The organism is Streptomyces sp. NPDC047869, from assembly GCF_040704065.1.
Lineage (GTDB): Bacteria > Actinomycetota > Actinomycetes > Streptomycetales > Streptomycetaceae > Streptomyces.
Genome location: NZ_JBEYRK010000002.1, coordinates 256,678 through 273,616 on the forward strand (window position 1 = coordinate 256,678; position 16,939 = coordinate 273,616).

The following is a 16,939-nucleotide window of genomic DNA, read 5'->3' on the forward strand; positions in this document are numbered from 1 at the left end:
CTACCACACCCCCGGCAGCAGCCGCGCCCGGCCGCCCGCGTATCCCGGGTATCCGGGGACGGCCCACAGCACGCGCTCCTCGACCCGGATCCGCCACACGATCACCGTGGCCAGGACGAGCAGGAACAGCACGCTGAGCGGGTTGCAGAAGAACGCCACGAACGCGGCGTTGGCCAGCAGCATCCCGGTGTACGCCGGATGCCGTACGTGCCGGTAGGGGCCGTGGGTGACGATGGAGTGGTCGGAGTAGCGGACCACGTGGTGGGAGTAGAAGCGGCCGAGGGTGCGGATGGCGGTCAGGCGCAGCGCGACGGACGCGGTGAACACCACGACCGGCACGGTCAGCCACACCGACCAGGTGTGCCAGGGCAGCGGCCACAGCACCGCGGAGACACCGGTGCCGGCCCGGGTCAGGGCGTACGGCAGCAGGGTGCTGTTCTCGGCGGCGGACTGCTTGGGGTGGCGCACGGTGATGCCGGTCTCGGCCAGGATCCACAGCACGTAGAGGCCCGCGAACACGGCGGCCACGGCGTGCGGTCCCGCGGTGTCCGAGGTGAGCTGGAGCGCGATGGCGAGGGCGAACAGGGCGCAGGTCAGCGGCAGCAGGGCGCGCAGGACGAGGACGACGAGGCGCTGGTTCATGCCGCCGCCCCGGCACCGGCGCGGAAGGACCGGTAGGCCTCGGGGGTCAGGCCCTTGCTGACGTAGACGAGGCTGCCGATCCTGGTGCCCGGCCCCTCCCCGGCGATCAGCTCGAAGGTGAGCCGGGCCTTGTCGTCGGACATGCGGGTCTGCCGCCAGCGCAGCGCCAGCGGGAGCGTGGCGGGCAGGTCGGCGGGCAGCTCGGCGGTGAGCCGCAGCCACAGCATCTGCACCTCGTCCGGCCAGCCGCCGACCCGGTGCGAGAGCCAGGTGGCGAACTGGCGGCCGGCCTCGACGACCGACTTCACCGAGCGCCGGCCCGGGCGCCGGCTCGCCAGCGTGTGCCCGGCCTCCGGCAGCAGGACCGGAGCGGTGAACACGCCGTCGCCGGCGAGGGGTTCGCCGAGCATGACGTTCTCCGGGCGGGTGCGGTGCACCAGGAAGGCACGGGCGGGTTCGGCGGCCGGGGCGGACGGCAGGGGCGCCGCGCCGGGCCGGTCGCCCTCCGGGTCCGTGGTGAGGGTGAACCAGCTGTCCGAGACGACGGTCGGACCCTGGGTGACGCGCAGGGTGTGGCGGCCGTTCTCCGGCGGCGCGGCGTAGAGCACCAGGCCCGGGGTCAGCTCGGGCATCACCCGGAAGTTGACGACCCATTTCACCCGGGCGCCGGCCGGGACGTCGACGCGGTCGCTGACGGCGTCGGCCATGGCGCACACCAGGAGCATGCCGGGGACGTGGTCCAGCGGGTGGTCGTAGAAGAACGGGTCGCCCTGGTCGACGGTGAGGTGGGTGAGCCAGGAGTCGGCGTCGTAGCCCCGGGCCGCGGGGTGCGGTGCCCCGGCGGGGCCGTGGCCGGTCTGCTGAACGCGTGTCTGGGCTCGGGTCGTTGGCGTGGTCATCCGTCTTCCTCGATTCCTGACTGTGCTGTCGCTCGGCTCGGGCCGGCCCGCGGCGTCGTAGTCCCGTGCTCGCGGTGGCGGCGCGCCGCGCGGCCCCCGGTCCACCGCGTGGGGCGCGTCCGCGGCGCCGGGCCCGGTGGCCGGCCGCTGCGGGCCGTCGTCGGCCCGGTGTTCGCGGCAGTCTTGACGAGCCACCTGACATGCCGCTGACCCCTGCCGGCGGCAGCGTCGTCCGGCATGACAGCGTTGTCCGCATGTCAGCGACGGGTCAGCGGTACGGACCACGATCGGTCATCCGTTCGCTTTTCGAGGGTCCGGACGCGGTCGCCGGCCGGGTCCGTTCCCCGTGATCCCGCTGGGGAGGTCTCCGCATGATTCTGGTGACGGGCGCGACCGGTGTGGTGGGCGGCGAGGTGGCGCGGACGCTGGCGTCGGCCGGCCCCGTGCGGGTGTTCTGCCGTGACCCGGCCCGGCTGCCGGCGCTCGGCCCGGGCGGAGAGGTGGCCGTCGGCTCGTACCAGGACCACGGCTCCCTGCTGCGCGCTCTCGCGGGGGTGGACCGGGCGTTCCTGGTCACCCGTGATCCCGGCGGCGACAGCGACGCACGCTTCCTGCGGGCCGCGGAGGCGGCCGGGCTGCGGCACGTGGTGAAGCTGTCCGCGTACGCGGCCGGTGAGGACGACGCCGACGACCTGATCACGCGCTGGCAGCGGGACTGCGAGGACCTCCTGCGCGCCTGCGGCCTGGAGTGGACGGTGCTGCGCCCGCGCGCGTTCATGTCGAACACGCTGGCGTGGGCGGGCTCGATCCGCTCCGAGGGCGTGGTGCACGCCCTGCACCCCGGGGCGCCGACCGCCTGCGTCGATCCCCGTGACATCGCCGAGGTCGCGGTGGCCGCGCTGACCTCACCCGGGCACGCGGGCCGGATCCACGCGCTCACCGGCCCGGAGGGGATCTCCGCGGAGGGGCAGACCTGGCAGCTTTCCAGGGTGCTGGGCCGTCCGCTGGTGTGCCGCGAACTGACGGCGGAGCAGGCCGCGGCCCGCTGGTCGCGCCGTCATCCGCCGCATGTGGTCGAAGCTCTGCTGCGCGGCGCCGAGCGACAGTCGAGGGGCCGCAAGGCCACGGTGGACCCGGCCTTCGTCCGCCTCACCGGCCGTCCGGCCCGGTCGTACGCGCGGTGGGCGGCGGACCACCGGGAGGCGTTCGCACGGGTGCCCGCGGTGCTCTCCGGGGCCGCGCGGGTCTAGTACTCCTCGTTCCGCCGCCGCCCCTGGTTCCGGCCCCGCCACAGGACCGCACCGGCCACCAGCAGCACCGCGCCGGTGCCGCCCGCGAGCGGGCCCGCCCAGCCGGACGTGGACGCGGTGGCCCTGGCGGTGTCCGGGCCGGGGCCGAAGTACTTCTCCCCGTACGAGGCCGGGCGCAGGCTCCGGGGTTCGAGGCGGGCCGCGGCCTTCAGGGCCGCCGCGGGGTCGATCATGCCGAAGCCGCGGGAGTCGTCCCGGCCGCCCACCGGGGCGTCGCGGGCGGTGTCCTCCAGGACCTTCTTGACCTGGGCCGGGGTCAGCTCCGGATGGGCCGCCGTGACCAGGGCCGCCGCGCCCGAGACGTACGCGGCGGCGGCCGAGGTGCCCCAGCCCTCGTAGTACTTGTGGTCGGGGTCGGCGATCACGACGTTCACGCCGGGCGCGCTGACCGCCGCGTACCAGCGGCGGGTGGAGAAGGAGGCGCGGGTGCCGTAGCGGTCGACGGCGGTGGCGGCGATGACGCCCGGGTAGGCGGCCGGGTAGGAGACGTGGTCGCCCTTGGCGCCGCCGTTGCCCGCGGAGGCCACGACCACCACGCCCTTCTTCAGGGCGTACTGCACGGCCTCGTCCTCGCTCGGCTCCGGATGGGCGGAGTCGGAGTCGTCGCCGAGGGAGAGGTTGATGACGTCGGCGCCGTGGTCGGCGGCCCAGCGGATGCCGTCGGCGAGGGCGTTCCCCCGGGTGGTACGGGCCTTGCCGCGGGCGGAGTCGCCGTCCTCGAGGATGACCCGCACGGGCAGGATCTTCGCCTCGGGGGCGACGCCCATGACGCCTGCGGTGTGTCCGGCGCCGTGGCCGTGTCCGGCGATGATGCCGGCCATGGCGGTGCCGTGCCGGGCCCAGTCGCGGTCGCCGGGACCGGCGCCGAAACCGATCATGTCCTTGGCGGCGAGGACGTTGCCGGCCAGGTCCGGGTGGTCGGCCTCGACCCCGGTGTCGAGCACGGCGACGGTGACGCCCCGGCCCTTGGTGGTCTGCCAGGCCTCGTCCAGGCGCAGGGCGGACAGGCTCCACTGCTGGGCGCGGATGCCGTCGGCGTGGGCGGCGGCGGACGGCAGCAGGACGAGGGAGCCGGCGAGCAGCAGGCTCACCGCCGACCCGGCCCCGCGCGGGCGGCGGCGCGTCGTTCGTCTCATGAGGGGCTCTCCGTGGCCGGTCCGGCGGTCTGGCGCAGCCGGCGTTCGACGCGGTCGGCCAGCCCCTGCGCCTCCTGGCCGAGGCCGGCCTGGGCTGCTGCCGAGCCGGCGCCGGACCGTGCGGCGTCGGCGGCGGGCTGCGGCGAGTCGACCGTACGGCCGTCGGCCCAGCCGGACACGGCGTAGGCGACGACGGGGGCGTCGGTGAGGACGGAGACGGTCCAGGTGGCGCGCTGCCCGTCGCCGAACCGGGCCGCGGCGGTGCCCTTGGCGGCGTACGGCCGGGGCATAAGGTCGGCGCGCCGGTCCAAGTGTTCGTCGCGGAAGCGGGCCGCGAGCGCGGACATGGCGGCGGGGTCGCCCTTGGTGAACAGCAGGCCCACGGTTGTGACGTGGCTCTGGGTGGCGTCGGTGTACGTGGCGCGCAGGAGCCGCCGGCAGCCGACCGGGGCGAGGACCTTGCGCAGCAGCGGGTCGAAGGCGCCGGCGCAGCCGCTGTCCGGGGCGACGGCGATCCGCGTCCAGGTCCGGTCGGCGCCGCCGGGACCGGCGCCGGTGCCCTGGACGGTGGGCGGGAACAGCCGGTCCACGGGCACGCTGTGCCACAGCGTGCCGGCCGCGCTGAACCCGGTGCCCGCCTTGCCGTCGGGACCGTCGCCGGTGAGCCAACTCCCGGTCACCGCACCGCCGATGAGGCCGAGGCCGAGGACCAGGCAGGCGGCGGCAGCGGCGGTGCGGGGGCCCAGCCACGCCGGGGTCCGGGTGCGTGGGCGCTCCCCGTACTCGGGCGCCCCGAACGACACGAAGGGCCGGCCGGCCCCGTCCGCGCTCCAGGACAGGACCGGATCCGGCGACACCGGCGCGGGGCTCGCGGGGCGGGCGGGGTCGCCCGGACTCCACGCGGGCCGCCCGTCACGCGGGCCGGACCCCGGCGGCGACGCCGGGGCCGGCGGGGTCGCGGCGCGGGGGGACGGGGCGGGCCGCTGCCCGGAGGCCGAGCGGTCGGGAGCGGGCGGCGGCTGGGAGGCAGGGCCTGCGGGAGCCTGCGCGGAGGCCGGGCGGGTGGCGGCGGGCCGCTGCCCGGAGGCCGGGCGGTCGGGGCCGGACGCCGGGACCGAGCCGCCACGGCCCGGGGCGGACCCGGACGCGGAACCGGAGCGGCGCTGCTCGGGCGCCGCCGGGACCGGCCGCAGCCGGGTCGTCGTCTCCGCCGCGGACTCGGCGGATGCGCCCGGCCGCGCCGCCGAGGCGGCGGAACCGGAACGACGCTGTTCCGGCGCAGCCGGGACGGGCCGCAGCCGGGTCGTCGTCTCCGCCGCGGACTCCGCCGGAGCGCCGGGCCGTCGGGCCGGGGCCACGGCGCGTGCCGCGGTCGGCGGGGCGTCGGGGAAGCGGGCGGAGGCGGGCGGCGGAGGCGGGCCCGACGGGTCGGCGCCACCGGGGACGGCGGCGGAGGGGAAGGCGGGGAAGCGGGGGCCGTCGGCCGCGCGCGCGGCGCCGGACCGCTCGCCGCCCTGCCGCGTCTCCTCCGGGGCCCGGCCGGCCGGGTTCCGCGCGGCACGCGGTGCGAAGACCGAGGGCTCCTCGTCGTCGGCGTCGTCCGCCGGGGAGGCGGGCTCGGCAGGAGTGGGGGCCTCGGGACGACGTGCGCCCGGAGGGGAGGGCACGGCCGCGTCGGCGCGGGCGCCCCGGCCTCGGTGGTGGCTCGGCTCACCGGCGTTCCCGGGCGCCGTGCCGCCCCGGCCCACGGGCCCGTGCCCGGTCCAGGACTCGCCGCCCCGGTCACCCGGCTGGGCGGCGGGCGCGGCTGGGGCGCGGTTCGTCCCCCGGCCGCCGCGGCCGCCCGGCTCCGCGTCACCGGCCGGCGGGGCGGACGCCCGTGCGCCCGGGGGCGCCGCGACGGTCTCAGGGGCGTGGCCCTGGGGCGCGTTGGTCGGGCGCGGTGGGGTGGCGGGGCGGGGCGGGTCGGCGGGGCGCGGTGGGATCGGGGCGCGGCGCGCTTCCGTGCTCATGCACCCCCCGTTTCCTCGTGCCCGGGCCGTCTTCCGCAAGCGGGCCGCTGTGCTGCTCGGCCGTGCCCGGTGCGAAGCTCCGTCCGGGCACGCATACCCGTACGGCTGGACCGGCATCCCGGTTCAGGTGATGCGGCCGGGAGCGTTCCGCCGTCGTGCGCGTCACTCTACGGGTTGTCCGGGAGAGAACGAGAACCAGTCCACGAGCCGGTGGCATCTGCCCGTATCGTCCCCCTACCCTGCGGTAATCCTGTCTGGCACGCTTCCGTCATGACTGCGCGCGCCGCCGACCGGGCCCGTTATGACCGGGCCACCGCCCATCTGGACGCCCCTCTCGCGATCGTGGACCTGGAGGCGTTCGACGCGAACGCGGACGACCTCCTGCGCCGGGCCGGCGGCAAGCCGGTGCGGGTCGCCAGCAAGTCCGTGCGCTGCCGGGCCCTGCTGGAGCGGATCCTGGCCAGGGACGGTTTCCAGGGCATCATGTCGTTCACGCTCGCCGAGTCCCTGTGGCTGGCCCGCTCCGGGTTCGACGACGTCCTCCTCGCCTATCCGTCCGCCGACCGGGCGGGGTTCGCGGAAATGGCCGCCGATCCCAAGCTCGCCGGCGCGGTCACCGTGATGGTGGACGACGTGGCGCAGCTCGACCTGATCGACGCGGCCCGCGACGGCGGTCGTGAAGTGGTGCGCGTCTGCCTGGAGTTGGACACCTCGCTGCGGCTGCTGGGCGGCCGGGTGCGGGTCGGGGCCCGGCGCTCGCCGCTGCACTCCCCCGCCCAGCTCGCCGAGCTGGCACGGGCGGTGGCCCGGCGGCCGGGCTTCCGGCTGGTGGGGATCATGGCGTACGAGGGTCATGTCGCCGGGGTCGGGGACGCGGTGGCCGGGCGGCCGCTGCGCTCGCGGGCGATCCGGCTGATGCAGGCCGCCGCACGGCGGGAGTTGGCCGAGCGGCGCGCGGCGGTGGTGCGGGCGGTACGCGCCGTGGCGCCCGGCCTGGAGTTCGTCAACGGCGGCGGGACGGGCAGCGTGCAGCACACCGCCGCCGAGGACGCGGTCACCGAGATCGCCGCCGGTTCGGGGCTCTACGTGCCCCGGCTCTTCGACAACTACACGTCCTTCACCGGGCGTCCGGCCGCCCTGTTCGCACAGCCCGTCGTGCGGCGGCCCGGCGTGGGTGTCGTCACCGTGCTGGGCGGCGGCTATCCGGCCTCCGGCGCCGCCGGCCCCGACCGGCTGCCGGTGCCGTACCTGCCGGAGGGGCTGGCGTACGACCCGCAGGAGGGTCCGGGCGAGGTGCAGACCCCGCTGCTCGGCTCGCCCGCCGACGATCTGCTGATCGGCGACAAGGTGTGGTTCCGGCACGCCAAGGCGGGCGAGCTGTGCGAGCGGTTCGACGTGCTGCACCTGGTCGAGGGCGACACGGTCACGGCGGCCGTGCCCACGTATCGCGGTGAGGGCCGCACCTTCCTGTGAGCCGAGCCCCCGAACCGCGCCCGCCGGGCGCTCAGGGCATCGGGCCGGCCTGGTCCGGCACCACCGAGCCGTCGGCGCGCCGGACCGGTCCGGGCGTGCCGTCGGGCGCGGTCCAGGCAGTGGTCGAGCACCGGTACGGCTCGGTCCGGCGCGGCAGCGGGTCGATGAACATGGGGTTCACCAGCCAGCGGTGGTCGGCGTCGTCGTAGGCCCGGCACATCAGTTCCGGTTTGCCGCGGTCGATCACCAGGTGGGCGCCGGTGGAGTCGCCGACGAAGGTGACGTCGGTGTCGGCGTCGCCGGCCGCGAGGGCGGGCCGGCGCTCCCAGGGCTGCCGCTGCCAGGCGGCGGCGCCCCGCACGCCGTAGACCTCCTGGTTGATCCAGCAGCGTTTGCCGTCGATGTACGGGATGACCGATCCGCGGGTCGCCGGGACGCCGCCGCAGCCCTCGGTCCGGGTGGTGATCCGGCCCCGGCGGTCCAGGACCGGGCGGATGGCGATCGTGTGCGCCGCGTCCACGCCGACGCCCCTGGACCAGACCTCGGTGACGGGCTCGGCGCCCGCGGAGACGACGTAGACCCGGAAACCGGCCCGGTGCAGGGTGCGGATGAGGTCGCGCTGCTGGGCGTAGTGGCGGACGTAGGCGGGGACCGTGTGGGTGCCGAGGGTGCGGGTCGCGCCGACCGGGGCGGCCAGGGCCTCGCGGCGGGCGGCGCGGGCGTAGGAGGCGAGTTCGGCGGGGGTGCGGCCGGCGAAGAGCTGCGGGATCCAGGCGTACTGCGGGACCGTGCGCCGGTGGTTCCAGTGGCCCGCGAAGGCGCGGGCGCCGCTCATGGTGGTGGCGTTCTCGCGGATCTCGAGGATCTCGTCCGTGCAGCGCGGCTCGGTGGAGGTCCTGAGGGGCGCGCCCGCCCCGGTGCCGCAGGCGGCCGTCAGGGCTTTGTCGGCGGCCTCGGTCAGCCAGGCGCTGGTGTCCTTCCAGCGGGCGGGACGCGGCAGGCGGTCTTGGCGCAGGGCCCAGGAGAGGGTGGCGTCGGTGACGTCGTTCTTGGTGACCGTGTTGTCCCAGTCGAACGCGGCGACCGCGCCGGTGTGCCCGGAGCAGGTGCCGCGGGCGTCGATGACGTGTTGCAGACGGGCGCGGTTGTCGCCGTGCCAGGAGGTGGTCAGCCGGGGGCAGCCGGGCCGCGCCGACGGCGCGGTGGGCGCGGCCGCCAGGGCGGCGGCCGCTGCCAGGGTCCACGCGAGAAGTAGTCGCATATGCGCGGAACCTACACCTCTGCCCCTTACAGAGGGGTGACGTACGCGCCCGAGATCCCGCCGTCCACCAGGAAGTCGGTGGCGTTGACGAAGGAGGAGTCGTCGCTGGCCAGGAAGGCGACGGCGGCGGCGATCTCCTCGGCCCGGGCGAACCGCCCGACGGGGATGTGCACCAGGCGGCGCGCGGCGCGCTCCGGGTCCTTGGCGAACAGTTCCCGCAGCAGCGGGGTGTCGACCGGGCCCGGGCACAGGGCGTTGACCCTGATCCCCTCCCGGGCGAACTGCACGCCCAGTTCACGGGACATGGCGAGCACGCCGCCCTTGGAGGCGGTGTACGAGATCTGCGAGGTGGCCGCTCCCATCCGGGCCACGAAGGACGCCGTGTTGATGATGGAGCCCCGGCCCTGGCGCCGCATGTACGGGATGGCGGCCTTGCAGCAGAGGTAGACGGAGGTGAGGTTGGCCTCCTGGACGCGCTTCCAGGCCTCCAGGCCGGTGTCCAGGATGGAGTCGTCGTCGGGCGGGGAGATGCCGGCGTTGTTGAAGGCGACGTCGACGCTGCCGTAGGTGTCGTGGGCCGCCGCGAACAGCGCCTCGACCTGCCCGGGGTCGGTGACGTCGGCCTTCACGAAGAGCCCGCCGGTCTCGTCGGCGGCGGCCTTGCCGTGCTCCTCGTCGACGTCTCCGCAGACGACGTGGGCTCCTTCGGAGGCGAGCCGGCGGGCGGTGGCGAGGCCGATGCCGCTGCCGGCTCCGGTGACGACGGCGGTACGGCCGACCAGACGGCGGCAGACGTGTTCTGCGTTCACTGTGCGGGGCCCTCCGTGCTGATGAAGACGTTCTTGGTCTCGGTGAAGGCGGTCAGGGCGTCGGGTCCGAGCTCGCGGCCGAGTCCGGACTGCTTGAAGCCGCCGAACGGGGTCCAGTAGCGGACGCTGGAGTGGGAGTTCACGGACAGGTTGCCCGCGCGGACGGCCCGGGAGACGCGCAGGGCGCGGCCGACGTCCCGGGTCCAGACGGATCCGGACAGGCCGTAGGGGGTGTCGTTGGCGAGGCGGACCGCGTCCTCCTCGTCGGTGAAGGGCAGCAGGACGGCGACCGGTCCGAAGATCTCCTCGCGGGCCGCCGGGGAGTCGGGCCGTTCGCCGGTGAGCACGGTCGGCGGGAACCAGAAGCCGGGGCCGTCGGGGGCGACGCCGCGCAGGGCGGGGGCGTCCTCGGGCACGAAGGACCGTACCCGGTCGAGCTGCTGACGGGAGATCAGCGGACCCATCCGCGTCTTCTCGTCGGCCGGGTCGCCCACGACGACGGCGGCCAGCGCGCCGGCCAGGAATTCGCGGGCCTCCTCGTACACCGCTTCCTGCACCAGGACGCGGGTGCGGGCGCAGCAGTCCTGGCCGGCGTTGTCCAGGAAGGAGAAGGGGTCGAGGGCGGTCTCGAGGTCGGCGTCGGCGAAGACGACGTTCGGGCTCTTGCCGCCGAGTTCCAGGGTGACCGGCTTGACCAGCCGGGCGCAGCGCTCCATGACCTCGCGGCCGGTGCTCGTGGAGCCGGTGAACACGATCTTGGCGATGTCCGGGTGGTCCACCAGTGCGCGTCCGGCGGTGTGGCCGTGACCGGGCAGCACCTGGAAGAGGTGCTCGGGAAGGCCCGCCTCCAGGGCGAGTTCGGCGAGGCGGAGGGCGGTGAGCGGGGTGGTCTCGGCGGGCTTGAGGACGACGGCGTTGCCCGCGGCGAGCGCCGGGAAGGAGCCCCAGGCGGCGATGGGCATGGGGAAGTTCCAGGGGGCGATCACCCCGATGACGCCGAGGGGCTCCTGGAAGGTGACGTTCCAGCCGCCGGGCGCCGGGATCTGGCTGCCGAGGACGCGCTCGGCACCGCCCGCCGCGTACAGCAGCAGGTCGCGGGCGTTGCCGGCCTCCCAGCGGGCGTTTCCGATGGTGTGCCCGGCCTCGCGGACCTCCAGCCGGGCCAGTTCCTCGACGTGGCCGTCGACGGTGTCGGCGAAGCGGCGCAGCAGCCGGGCCCGGTCGGCGGGCGCGAGCGCGGCCCACTGGGGCTGGACGCGCGCGGCCCGGGCGACGGCGGCGTCCACGTCCGGCGCGCCGGCGGCGGGGACGGTGGCGACGACCTCCTCGGTGGCGGGGTTGAGGACCTTCAGCTCGTGCGGGTCGGACACGTGGGGACCTTTCACAGGCGTTCGCATCACAGGCGTTCGAAGGAGCGGCGCAGTTCCCAGTCGGTGACCGCGGCGTCGAAGGCGGCCAGTTCGACGCGGGCCATGTTCCGGTAGTGGGCCACGACCTCGTCGCCGAAGGCGGCCTTGGCCACGGGGCTGTTCTCCCAGAGCTCGGCGGCCTCGCGCAGGGTGGTGGGCACGTGCTCGAAGTCCGCGGTGTAGGCGTTGCCGGGACAGGGCTCGGGCAGTTCGAGTCGCTGCTCGACGCCGTGCAGACCGGCCGCGACCAGTGCGGCGACGGCGAGGTAGGGGTTGACGTCGCCGCCGGGGAGGCGGTTCTCGAAGCGCAGGGAGCGGCCGTGGCCGACCACGCGGAGCGCGCAGGTGCGGTTGTCGTGGCCCCAGGCGACGGCGGTGGGCGCGAAGGAGCCGGGCTGGAACCGCTTGTAGGAGTTGATGTTGGGGGCGTAGAGGAGGCATAGGTCGCGCAGGGCGGCGAGCTGCCCGGCGAGGAAGTGCCGCATCACGTCGGACATGCCGTCGGGTCCGGCCATGGCGTTGTCGCCGTCGGCGTCGGCCAGCGAGAGGTGGATGTGGCAGGAGTTGCCCTCGCGCTCGTCGTACTTGGCCATGAAGGTGATCGAGACGCCCTCCTGGGCGGCGATCTCCTTGGCGCCGGTCTTGTACAGGGCGTGCTGGTCGCAGGTGACGAGGGCCTCGTCGTAGCGGAAGGCGATCTCGTGCTGGCCCGGGTTGCACTCGCCCTTGGCGGACTCCACGGTCAGCCCGGCGCCCGCCATGTCGTTGCGCAGCCGGCGCAGCAGGGGCTCGACGCGGCCGGTGCCGAGGATGGAGTAGTCGACGTTGTACTGGTTGGCCGGGGTGAGGCCCTGGTAGTTCGCGTTCCAGGCCTGTTCGTAGCTGTCCTTGAAGACGATGAACTCCAGCTCGGTGCCGACCTGGGCGGTGTAGCCGAGCTCGGCGAGCCGTTCGAGCTGGCGGCGCAGGACCTGGCGGGGCGCGGCGACGACCGGGGCGCCGTCGTTCCAGGCGAGGTCGGCGACGAGCAGGGCGGTGCCGGGGTGCCAGGGGACGCGGCGCAGGGTGGCGGGGTCCGGGTGCATGGCGAAGTCGCCGTAGCCGCGGTCCCAGGAGGACATCGCGTAGCCGTCGACCGTGTTCATCTCGGTGTCCACGGCGAGGAGGTAGTTGCAGCCCTCGGTGCCGTGGTGCAGGACCTCGTCGAGGAAGAAGCGGGCGGCGAACCGCTTGCCCTGCAGCCGCCCCTGCATGTCGGGGAAGGCCAGGACGACCGTGTCGATCTCACCGCCGGCGACGAGTGCGCGCAGTTCCTCGACGCTCAGTGGGGGTGTGCGGTCTGCCACGGGAGATCCTCCTTCGGCTGTTCGGCACTTTTTCGGCCGGACCGGGAGCCATAAGGTATTGCTCACGACCTTTGCCTGGGAAGGGGGCACGGCCGGATGCCGCGGGAAACGGACGCACGGGGCGGGCGGGCGCGGGCGGCGGACGACCGGCTCGCTCCGGTGCTGCGGCCGGTGCGGGCCGGCAACGGCTTCGAGGAGGCCCTGGAGCAGATCCTCCAGGTGGTACGGCTCGGCCTGGTGCCTGGCGGTGAGCGGCTGCCCGCCGAACGGGAGCTGGCGGAGCGGCTCGGCATCAGCCGGGTGACGCTGCGCGAGGTACTGAAGGTGCTGCAGGACCAGGGTCTGGTGGAGTCACGGCGCGGGCGGTACGGCGGGACGTTCGTGCTGCCGCGCGCGGACGCGGGCGGCGAGGACGAGCTGCGGCGGCGGATCGCCGAGGTGGACATCGAGGACGTGCTGCGCTTCCGCGAGGTGCTGGAGGTGGGCGCGGCGGGGCTGTGCGCGGCGCACGGGCTGACCCCGGAGCGGGCCGGGCTGCTGCGCGAGGCCCTGCGCCGCACCCACGAGGCCCCGCTCCCCGACTACCGGCGGCGGGACACGCTGCTGCACCTGACGCTGGCCGAGCTGAGCGGTTCGCCGTCACTGGCCGCCCGGTACGCGGCGGTGCGGGCGAGCGTCAACGACCTGCTGGACTGCATCCCGCTGCTGGTGCGCAACCTGGAGCACTCGCAGCGGCAGCACACCGCGCTGGTCGAGGCGGTGCTGGACGGGGACGCGGACGGGGCGCGGGAGGTGATGCGCGAGCACTGCGCGGGCACGGCGGCGCTGCTGCGGGGGTTTCTGGCATGACCGGGCTCTGCAAAGGTACATGGGTGGACCTTTGCGTTTCGGGAAGGGCGGTGGGACGGTGCGGCCGCTGATCGGTGTGAGCACGTATCTGGAGCCGGGTGCGCGGTGGGGGGTGTGGGAGCTGGCGGCCGCGCTGCTGCCGGCCGCGTATCCGCGGCTGGTGCAGCGGGCCGGCGGGCTGGCCGCCATGCTGCCGCCGGACGAGCCCGCGCGGGCCGCCGCCGTGGTGGCCCGGCTGGACGGGCTGGTCGTGGCGGGCGGCCCGGACGTCGACCCGGCGCGCTACGGCGCCGAGCGGTCCCCCCGTACGGGGCGGCCCGCGCCGGAGCGGGACGCCTGGGAACTGGCCCTGATCGAGGCGGCGTTGACGGCCGGGGTGCCGCTGCTGGGGATCTGCCGGGGCATGCAGCTGCTGAACGTCGCCCTCGGCGGCACGCTCGTGCAGCACCTGGACGGGCACGCGGAGCTGGTCGGCGTCTTCGGAGGGCATCCGGTGAAGCCCGTGCCGGGGACCCGGTACGCCGGGATCGTCCCGGAGGAGGTGACCGTGCCGACGTACCACCATCAGGCGGTGGAGCGGCTCGGGCAGGGGCTGGTGCCCTCCGCGCACACGGCGGACGGGACCGTGGAGGCGGTTGAGCTGCCGCCCGGGGAGGGCTGGGTGCTCGGGGTCCAGTGGCATCCGGAGATGGGGGACGACACCCGGGTCATGCGGGCCCTGGTACGGGCCGCCACGTCCTGAGCCGGACCGGGGTCGGGGGACTGGGGACTGGGGTCCGGGCTCAGGGACTGGGGTCCGGTCCGGGGTCCGGTTCGGCGTCCGGGGTCCGGTCCGGCGCCGGGGTCCGGTCCGGCGTCCGGGGTCCGGCGTCCGGCGTCCGGCGTCCGGCGTCCGGGGTCCGGCGTCCGGCGTCCGGCGTCCGGCGTCCGGGGTCCGGGGTCCAGCGTCCGGCGTCCGGCGCCCAGCGTCCGGCGCCCGGCGTGCGGTGCCCGGAGGACCTCAGCCTCGCGTCAGCGACAGCAGTTCCCGTGCCGGTCCGGTGGGCCGGTGTCCCGTCGGCCACACCGCGCGCAGGTCACGGCGCAGGGCGACGCCCTCGACCGGGATGCGCACCAGACGCCGCATCGCCAGCTCCTCCCCCACCGCCAGCTCGCTCAGCACCGACGGACCGGCGCCGCTCACCGCCGAGGCCTTCACCGCCGTGGTGGAGGACAGTTCGATCAGCGGCCGGGCCAGGCCGCCGAGCGCCGTGTCCAGCACCTGGCGGGTGCCGGAGCCGCGTTCGCGCAGGATCAGCGGGGTGGCCGCCAGTTCGGACGGGGTGAGCGGGCGCCGGCGGCGGGCCCAGGGATGCCCGGGTGCCGTGACGACGATCAGACGGTCCCGGGCGATCACCGCCGAGTCCAGGCCCGCGGGAAGCGTCAGGCCCTCCACGAAGCCCAGGTCCGCCTCGCCGTCCAGGAGGAGTTCCGCGACCTTCGCCGAGTTGCCCGCGAGCAGGGACACCGCGGTGTCGGGCCGCTCGGCGTGCAGGGCGAGCAGCCAGCCCGGCAGCAGGTACTCGGCGATGGTCATGCTCGCCGCGACCCGCAGCCGGGAGTCGCGCCGGTCGCGCAGCGCCCGCGCGCCCGCGTCGAAGGCCGCCGCCGCCTCCACCACCCGCCGGGCCCAGTCCGTCACCAGGGCGCCCGCGTCGGTGAGCCGGGAACCGCGCGGTGAGCGGTCGACCAGGGCCACCCCGAGCTGCCGTTCCATCGAGCGCAGCCGGCTGCTGGCGGCGGGCTGGGTGATGCCCACCTCCCGGGCCGCCGCGCCGAGGCTGCCCAGCCGCGCCACGGCCAGCAGCAGTTCCAGCGCGCCGAGGTCGGGCACCCGGTGCGCCAGCGAGCCGCCGGGCAGGCCGTCGTCCGTCGCGTTCCGCTCGCTCATAAGACCAGCTTATGCCCCCATACACCGGTACTCCCTGGCCGGCCGGGGCCGGCGGCGGGATCGTACGGACATGGTCATCGCAGCCCACTCCCTGCCCACCGCACGTGCCGCCCGGGTCCGGCACCTCGGCCCCAACTGGTACGCCTGCGTCATGGGCACCTCGGTCGTCGGCACGGCCGGTGCCGCGCTCCGGGCGCAGGTCCCCGGGCTGCGCGGGGTGTGCACCGCGCTGTGGACGCTGTCCCTCGTCGCTTTGGCGGCCCTGCTGGCCGCCCGCGCCCGGCACTGGACGCACCACCGCGACCGGGCCCGCGCCCACCTCCTGGACCCGGCCGTGGCCCCCTTCTACGGCTGCCTGTCGATGGCCCTGCTGGCGGTGGGCGGCGGTGCGGCGACGGTCGGCCGGGACTGGATCGGCACCGGCCCCGCGCTGGCGCTCGACGCGGTCCTGTTCACCGCCGGTACCGCGGTGGGGCTCGCGGCCGCCGTCGCCGTGCCGTACCTGATGGCCGCGCACCACCGGGGCGGGCCCCGCGAGGCCGGCCCGTCCTGGCTGCTGCCGCTCGTCGCGCCGATGGTCTCCGCCGCGGCCGGGCCGCGCCTCGTGCCGCTGCTGCCGCCGGGGCAGCCGCGAGAGACGCTGCTGCTGGGGTGCTTCGCGCTGTTCGGGCTGAGCCTGCTGGCCACGCTGGCGACACTGCCGCTCGTCTTCGCCCGGCCGCTGGTCTCCGGCCCGCTGCCGCTCGCGCTCACCCCGGTGCTGTTCCTGGTCCTCGGTCCGCTCGGGCAGTCCACCACCGCCGTCGGGCTGATCGCGGACGCGGCCCCCGGGGTCGTACCGGCGCCCTACGACCGCGGCCTCGGGGTGTTCGCGGTGCTGTACGGGGTGCCGGTCATGGGGTTCGCGCTGCTGTGGCTGGCACTCGCCTCGGCGCACGTGGTGCGGGCCCGGCGGCGGGGCATGGGGTTCTCGATGACCTGGTGGGCGTTCACCTTCCCGGTGGGCACCTGCGTCACCGGCGCGGCCTCTCTCGCCGGGCACACCGGGCTCGCGGCGTACGACGCGCTGGCCACCGGTCTCTACGGCCTGCTGGCCGTCGCATGGCTGGCGGCCGCGTCGGGGACGGTACGCGGGCTGCTCAGCGGTGAGCTGCCCGAAGCGCCCCGCCCAGCACCCGCGGCGCCTCGGCCAGCGACGGCCCGTACCAGGTCAGGTGGCGTCCGCTGACCAGTGCGCAGCGCAGGCCGGGGAAGGCCTCGGGGCCGTCCCCGGTGGTGAAGCGGTAGGGCTCGTCCGGCAGGACGACCAGGTCCGGGTCCGCCGCCAACAACTCCGCCAGGGGCACCCGGGGGTAGCGGTCGGGATGGCCGGCGTACAGGTGGCGCACGCCGAGGCGGGCCAGCACGTCACCCGCGAAGGTGTCCCGGCCCAGCACCATCCAGGGGCGGCGCCAGACGGGCACGACCGCCGTCGTCGGGGCCGGGGGTTCGGGCAGCTCCGCCCAGGCCGCCTCCGCCTCGTCCAGCCAGCGGGGCCGGGCCGGCGCGCCGCACGCCGTCAGCACCCGGTCCAGCTCGCGGAACGCCTGTGGCACCGTCCGCACCTCGGTGACCAGCACCTCAAGACCCGCCGTACGCAGGGCGTCCAGGTCGGGGGCGCGGTTCTCCTCCTCGTTGGCGATCACCAGGTCGGGGGCGAGGGCGACGATCCGGTCGACGGCCGGGTTCTTGGTGCCGCCGATCCGGACGGCCCCGAGGTCCGGCGGGTGCGTGCACCAGTCGGTGACCCCGGCCAGCACGCCGGGCAGCGATTCGGCCACCGCCTCGGTCAGCGAGGGCACCAGGGAGACGACGCGCACCACG

15 protein-coding genes are annotated in these 16,939 nt (G+C 75.7%); 5 read left to right on the forward strand and 10 right to left on the reverse strand.

Annotated features, from left to right (window positions below; all coding sequences use genetic code 11):
* Both AB0924_RS03745 and AB0924_RS03750 read right to left on the reverse strand, forming a co-directional pair.
* Complete coding sequence (locus AB0924_RS03745; RefSeq protein ID WP_358932112.1) at window positions 1-642, reverse strand: isoprenylcysteine carboxylmethyltransferase family protein; 642 nt, start codon at window positions 640-642, stop codon at window positions 1-3.
* Window positions 639-1,541, reverse strand: coding sequence for an AfsA-related hotdog domain-containing protein (locus AB0924_RS03750; protein WP_366910562.1), 903 nt, complete (start codon window positions 1,539-1,541; stop codon window positions 639-641). Before AB0924_RS03750 ends, AB0924_RS03745 begins: the two co-directional genes overlap by 4 nt.
* Window positions 1,542-1,912: 371 nt before the next feature.
* Between AB0924_RS03750 and AB0924_RS03755 the strand changes: the two genes are divergently transcribed.
* Window positions 1,913-2,791 carry an NAD(P)H-binding protein gene (locus AB0924_RS03755; protein ID WP_366910563.1) on the forward strand — a complete coding sequence of 293 codons (879 nt, stop codon included), beginning with the start codon at window positions 1,913-1,915 and terminating at the stop codon, window positions 2,789-2,791.
* Here the strand turns inward: AB0924_RS03755 and mycP are convergent.
* Together mycP and AB0924_RS03765 are read right to left on the reverse strand one after the other, a co-directional pair.
* The gene (mycP, locus tag AB0924_RS03760; RefSeq protein ID WP_358932106.1) at window positions 2,788-3,987 is read right to left on the reverse strand and encodes a type VII secretion-associated serine protease mycosin; all 1,200 of its coding nucleotides are present in this window, start codon (window positions 3,985-3,987) and stop codon (window positions 2,788-2,790) included. The genes AB0924_RS03755 and mycP overlap by 4 nt on opposite strands.
* Complete coding sequence (locus AB0924_RS03765) at window positions 3,984-5,999, reverse strand: hypothetical protein (RefSeq protein ID WP_366910564.1); 2,016 nt, start codon at window positions 5,997-5,999, stop codon at window positions 3,984-3,986. Before AB0924_RS03765 ends, mycP begins: the two co-directional genes overlap by 4 nt.
* Window positions 6,000-6,269: 270 nt before the next feature.
* Here AB0924_RS03765 and AB0924_RS03770 point away from each other — a divergent pair, with 270 nt between their 5' ends.
* Window positions 6,270-7,472 carry an amino acid deaminase/aldolase gene (locus tag AB0924_RS03770; protein ID WP_358932102.1) on the forward strand — a complete coding sequence of 401 codons (1,203 nt, stop codon included), beginning with the start codon at window positions 6,270-6,272 and terminating at the stop codon, window positions 7,470-7,472.
* Between the two features lie 31 nt (window positions 7,473-7,503).
* Here the strand turns inward: AB0924_RS03770 and AB0924_RS03775 are convergent, their stop codons facing one another.
* Genes AB0924_RS03775 through AB0924_RS03790 form a run of 4 tightly spaced genes read right to left on the reverse strand, consistent with a single transcriptional unit; the run spans window position 7,504 to window position 12,297 of the window.
* Window positions 7,504-8,733 (reverse strand): haloacid dehalogenase-like hydrolase, encoded by a 1,230-nt coding sequence (locus AB0924_RS03775; RefSeq protein ID WP_366910565.1) that lies wholly within the window; start codon window positions 8,731-8,733, stop codon window positions 7,504-7,506.
* Window positions 8,734-8,759: 26 nt separating this feature from the next.
* Complete coding sequence (locus AB0924_RS03780) at window positions 8,760-9,542, reverse strand: 3-oxoacyl-ACP reductase (RefSeq protein ID WP_366910566.1); 783 nt, start codon at window positions 9,540-9,542, stop codon at window positions 8,760-8,762.
* On the reverse strand, window positions 9,539-10,912 hold the full coding sequence (locus tag AB0924_RS03785) for an aldehyde dehydrogenase family protein (protein WP_358932096.1): 1,374 nt from the start codon (window positions 10,910-10,912) through the stop codon (window positions 9,539-9,541). The genes AB0924_RS03780 and AB0924_RS03785 overlap by 4 nt, the downstream gene beginning before the upstream one ends.
* Window positions 10,913-10,938: 26 nt before the next feature.
* On the reverse strand, window positions 10,939-12,297 hold the full coding sequence (locus AB0924_RS03790) for a glutamine synthetase family protein (RefSeq protein ID WP_358932094.1): 1,359 nt from the start codon (window positions 12,295-12,297) through the stop codon (window positions 10,939-10,941).
* A 96-nt stretch (window positions 12,298-12,393) separates the two neighbouring features.
* Between AB0924_RS03790 and AB0924_RS03795 the strand changes: the two genes are divergently transcribed.
* Both AB0924_RS03795 and AB0924_RS03800 read left to right on the forward strand, forming a co-directional pair.
* Complete coding sequence (locus AB0924_RS03795; RefSeq protein WP_366910567.1) at window positions 12,394-13,146, forward strand: FCD domain-containing protein; 753 nt, start codon at window positions 12,394-12,396, stop codon at window positions 13,144-13,146.
* A gap of 19 nt (window positions 13,147-13,165) precedes the next feature.
* The gene (locus AB0924_RS03800) at window positions 13,166-13,888 is read left to right on the forward strand and encodes a gamma-glutamyl-gamma-aminobutyrate hydrolase family protein (protein WP_366910568.1); all 723 of its coding nucleotides are present in this window, start codon (window positions 13,166-13,168) and stop codon (window positions 13,886-13,888) included.
* Between the two features lie 258 nt (window positions 13,889-14,146).
* Here AB0924_RS03800 and AB0924_RS03805 read toward each other — a convergent pair whose 3' ends face one another.
* Window positions 14,147-15,076, reverse strand: a complete 930-nt coding sequence (locus tag AB0924_RS03805; protein WP_358932090.1) for a LysR family transcriptional regulator — start codon at window positions 15,074-15,076, stop codon at window positions 14,147-14,149.
* A 70-nt stretch (window positions 15,077-15,146) separates the two neighbouring features.
* Here AB0924_RS03805 and AB0924_RS03810 point away from each other — a divergent pair, with 70 nt between their 5' ends.
* Entirely contained in the window at window positions 15,147-16,304 is a 1,158-nt protein-coding gene (locus AB0924_RS03810; RefSeq protein WP_358932088.1) for a TDT family transporter, read from the forward strand.
* Here the strand turns inward: AB0924_RS03810 and AB0924_RS03815 are convergent.
* Window positions 16,216-16,935, reverse strand: a complete 720-nt coding sequence (locus AB0924_RS03815; RefSeq protein ID WP_358932262.1) for a helical backbone metal receptor — start codon at window positions 16,933-16,935, stop codon at window positions 16,216-16,218. The genes AB0924_RS03810 and AB0924_RS03815 overlap by 89 nt on opposite strands.
* Window positions 16,936-16,939 lie beyond the last annotated feature (4 nt).

What these genes read in the sequence shown, in the direction of transcription:
- AB0924_RS03745 (WP_358932112.1), bottom strand. Translation starts at nt 642, where the DNA reads ATGAACCAGCGCCTCGTCGTCCTCGTCCTGCGCGCCCTGCTGCCGCTG.
- AB0924_RS03750 (WP_366910562.1), bottom strand. Translation starts at nt 1,541, where the DNA reads ATGACCACGCCAACGACCCGAGCCCAGACACGCGTTCAGCAGACCGGC.
- AB0924_RS03755 (WP_366910563.1), top strand. Translation starts at nt 1,913, where the DNA reads ATGATTCTGGTGACGGGCGCGACCGGTGTGGTGGGCGGCGAGGTGGCG.
- mycP (WP_358932106.1), bottom strand. Translation starts at nt 3,987, where the DNA reads ATGAGACGAACGACGCGCCGCCGCCCGCGCGGGGCCGGGTCGGCGGTG.
- AB0924_RS03765 (WP_366910564.1), bottom strand. Translation starts at nt 5,999, where the DNA reads ATGAGCACGGAAGCGCGCCGCGCCCCGATCCCACCGCGCCCCGCCGAC.
- AB0924_RS03770 (WP_358932102.1), top strand. Translation starts at nt 6,270, where the DNA reads ATGACTGCGCGCGCCGCCGACCGGGCCCGTTATGACCGGGCCACCGCC.
- AB0924_RS03775 (WP_366910565.1), bottom strand. Translation starts at nt 8,733, where the DNA reads ATGCGACTACTTCTCGCGTGGACCCTGGCAGCGGCCGCCGCCCTGGCG.
- AB0924_RS03795 (WP_366910567.1), top strand. Translation starts at nt 12,394, where the DNA reads ATGCCGCGGGAAACGGACGCACGGGGCGGGCGGGCGCGGGCGGCGGAC.
- AB0924_RS03800 (WP_366910568.1), top strand. Translation starts at nt 13,166, where the DNA reads ATGGGTGGACCTTTGCGTTTCGGGAAGGGCGGTGGGACGGTGCGGCCG.
- AB0924_RS03805 (WP_358932090.1), bottom strand. Translation starts at nt 15,076, where the DNA reads ATGAGCGAGCGGAACGCGACGGACGACGGCCTGCCCGGCGGCTCGCTG.
- AB0924_RS03810 (WP_358932088.1), top strand. Translation starts at nt 15,147, where the DNA reads ATGGTCATCGCAGCCCACTCCCTGCCCACCGCACGTGCCGCCCGGGTC.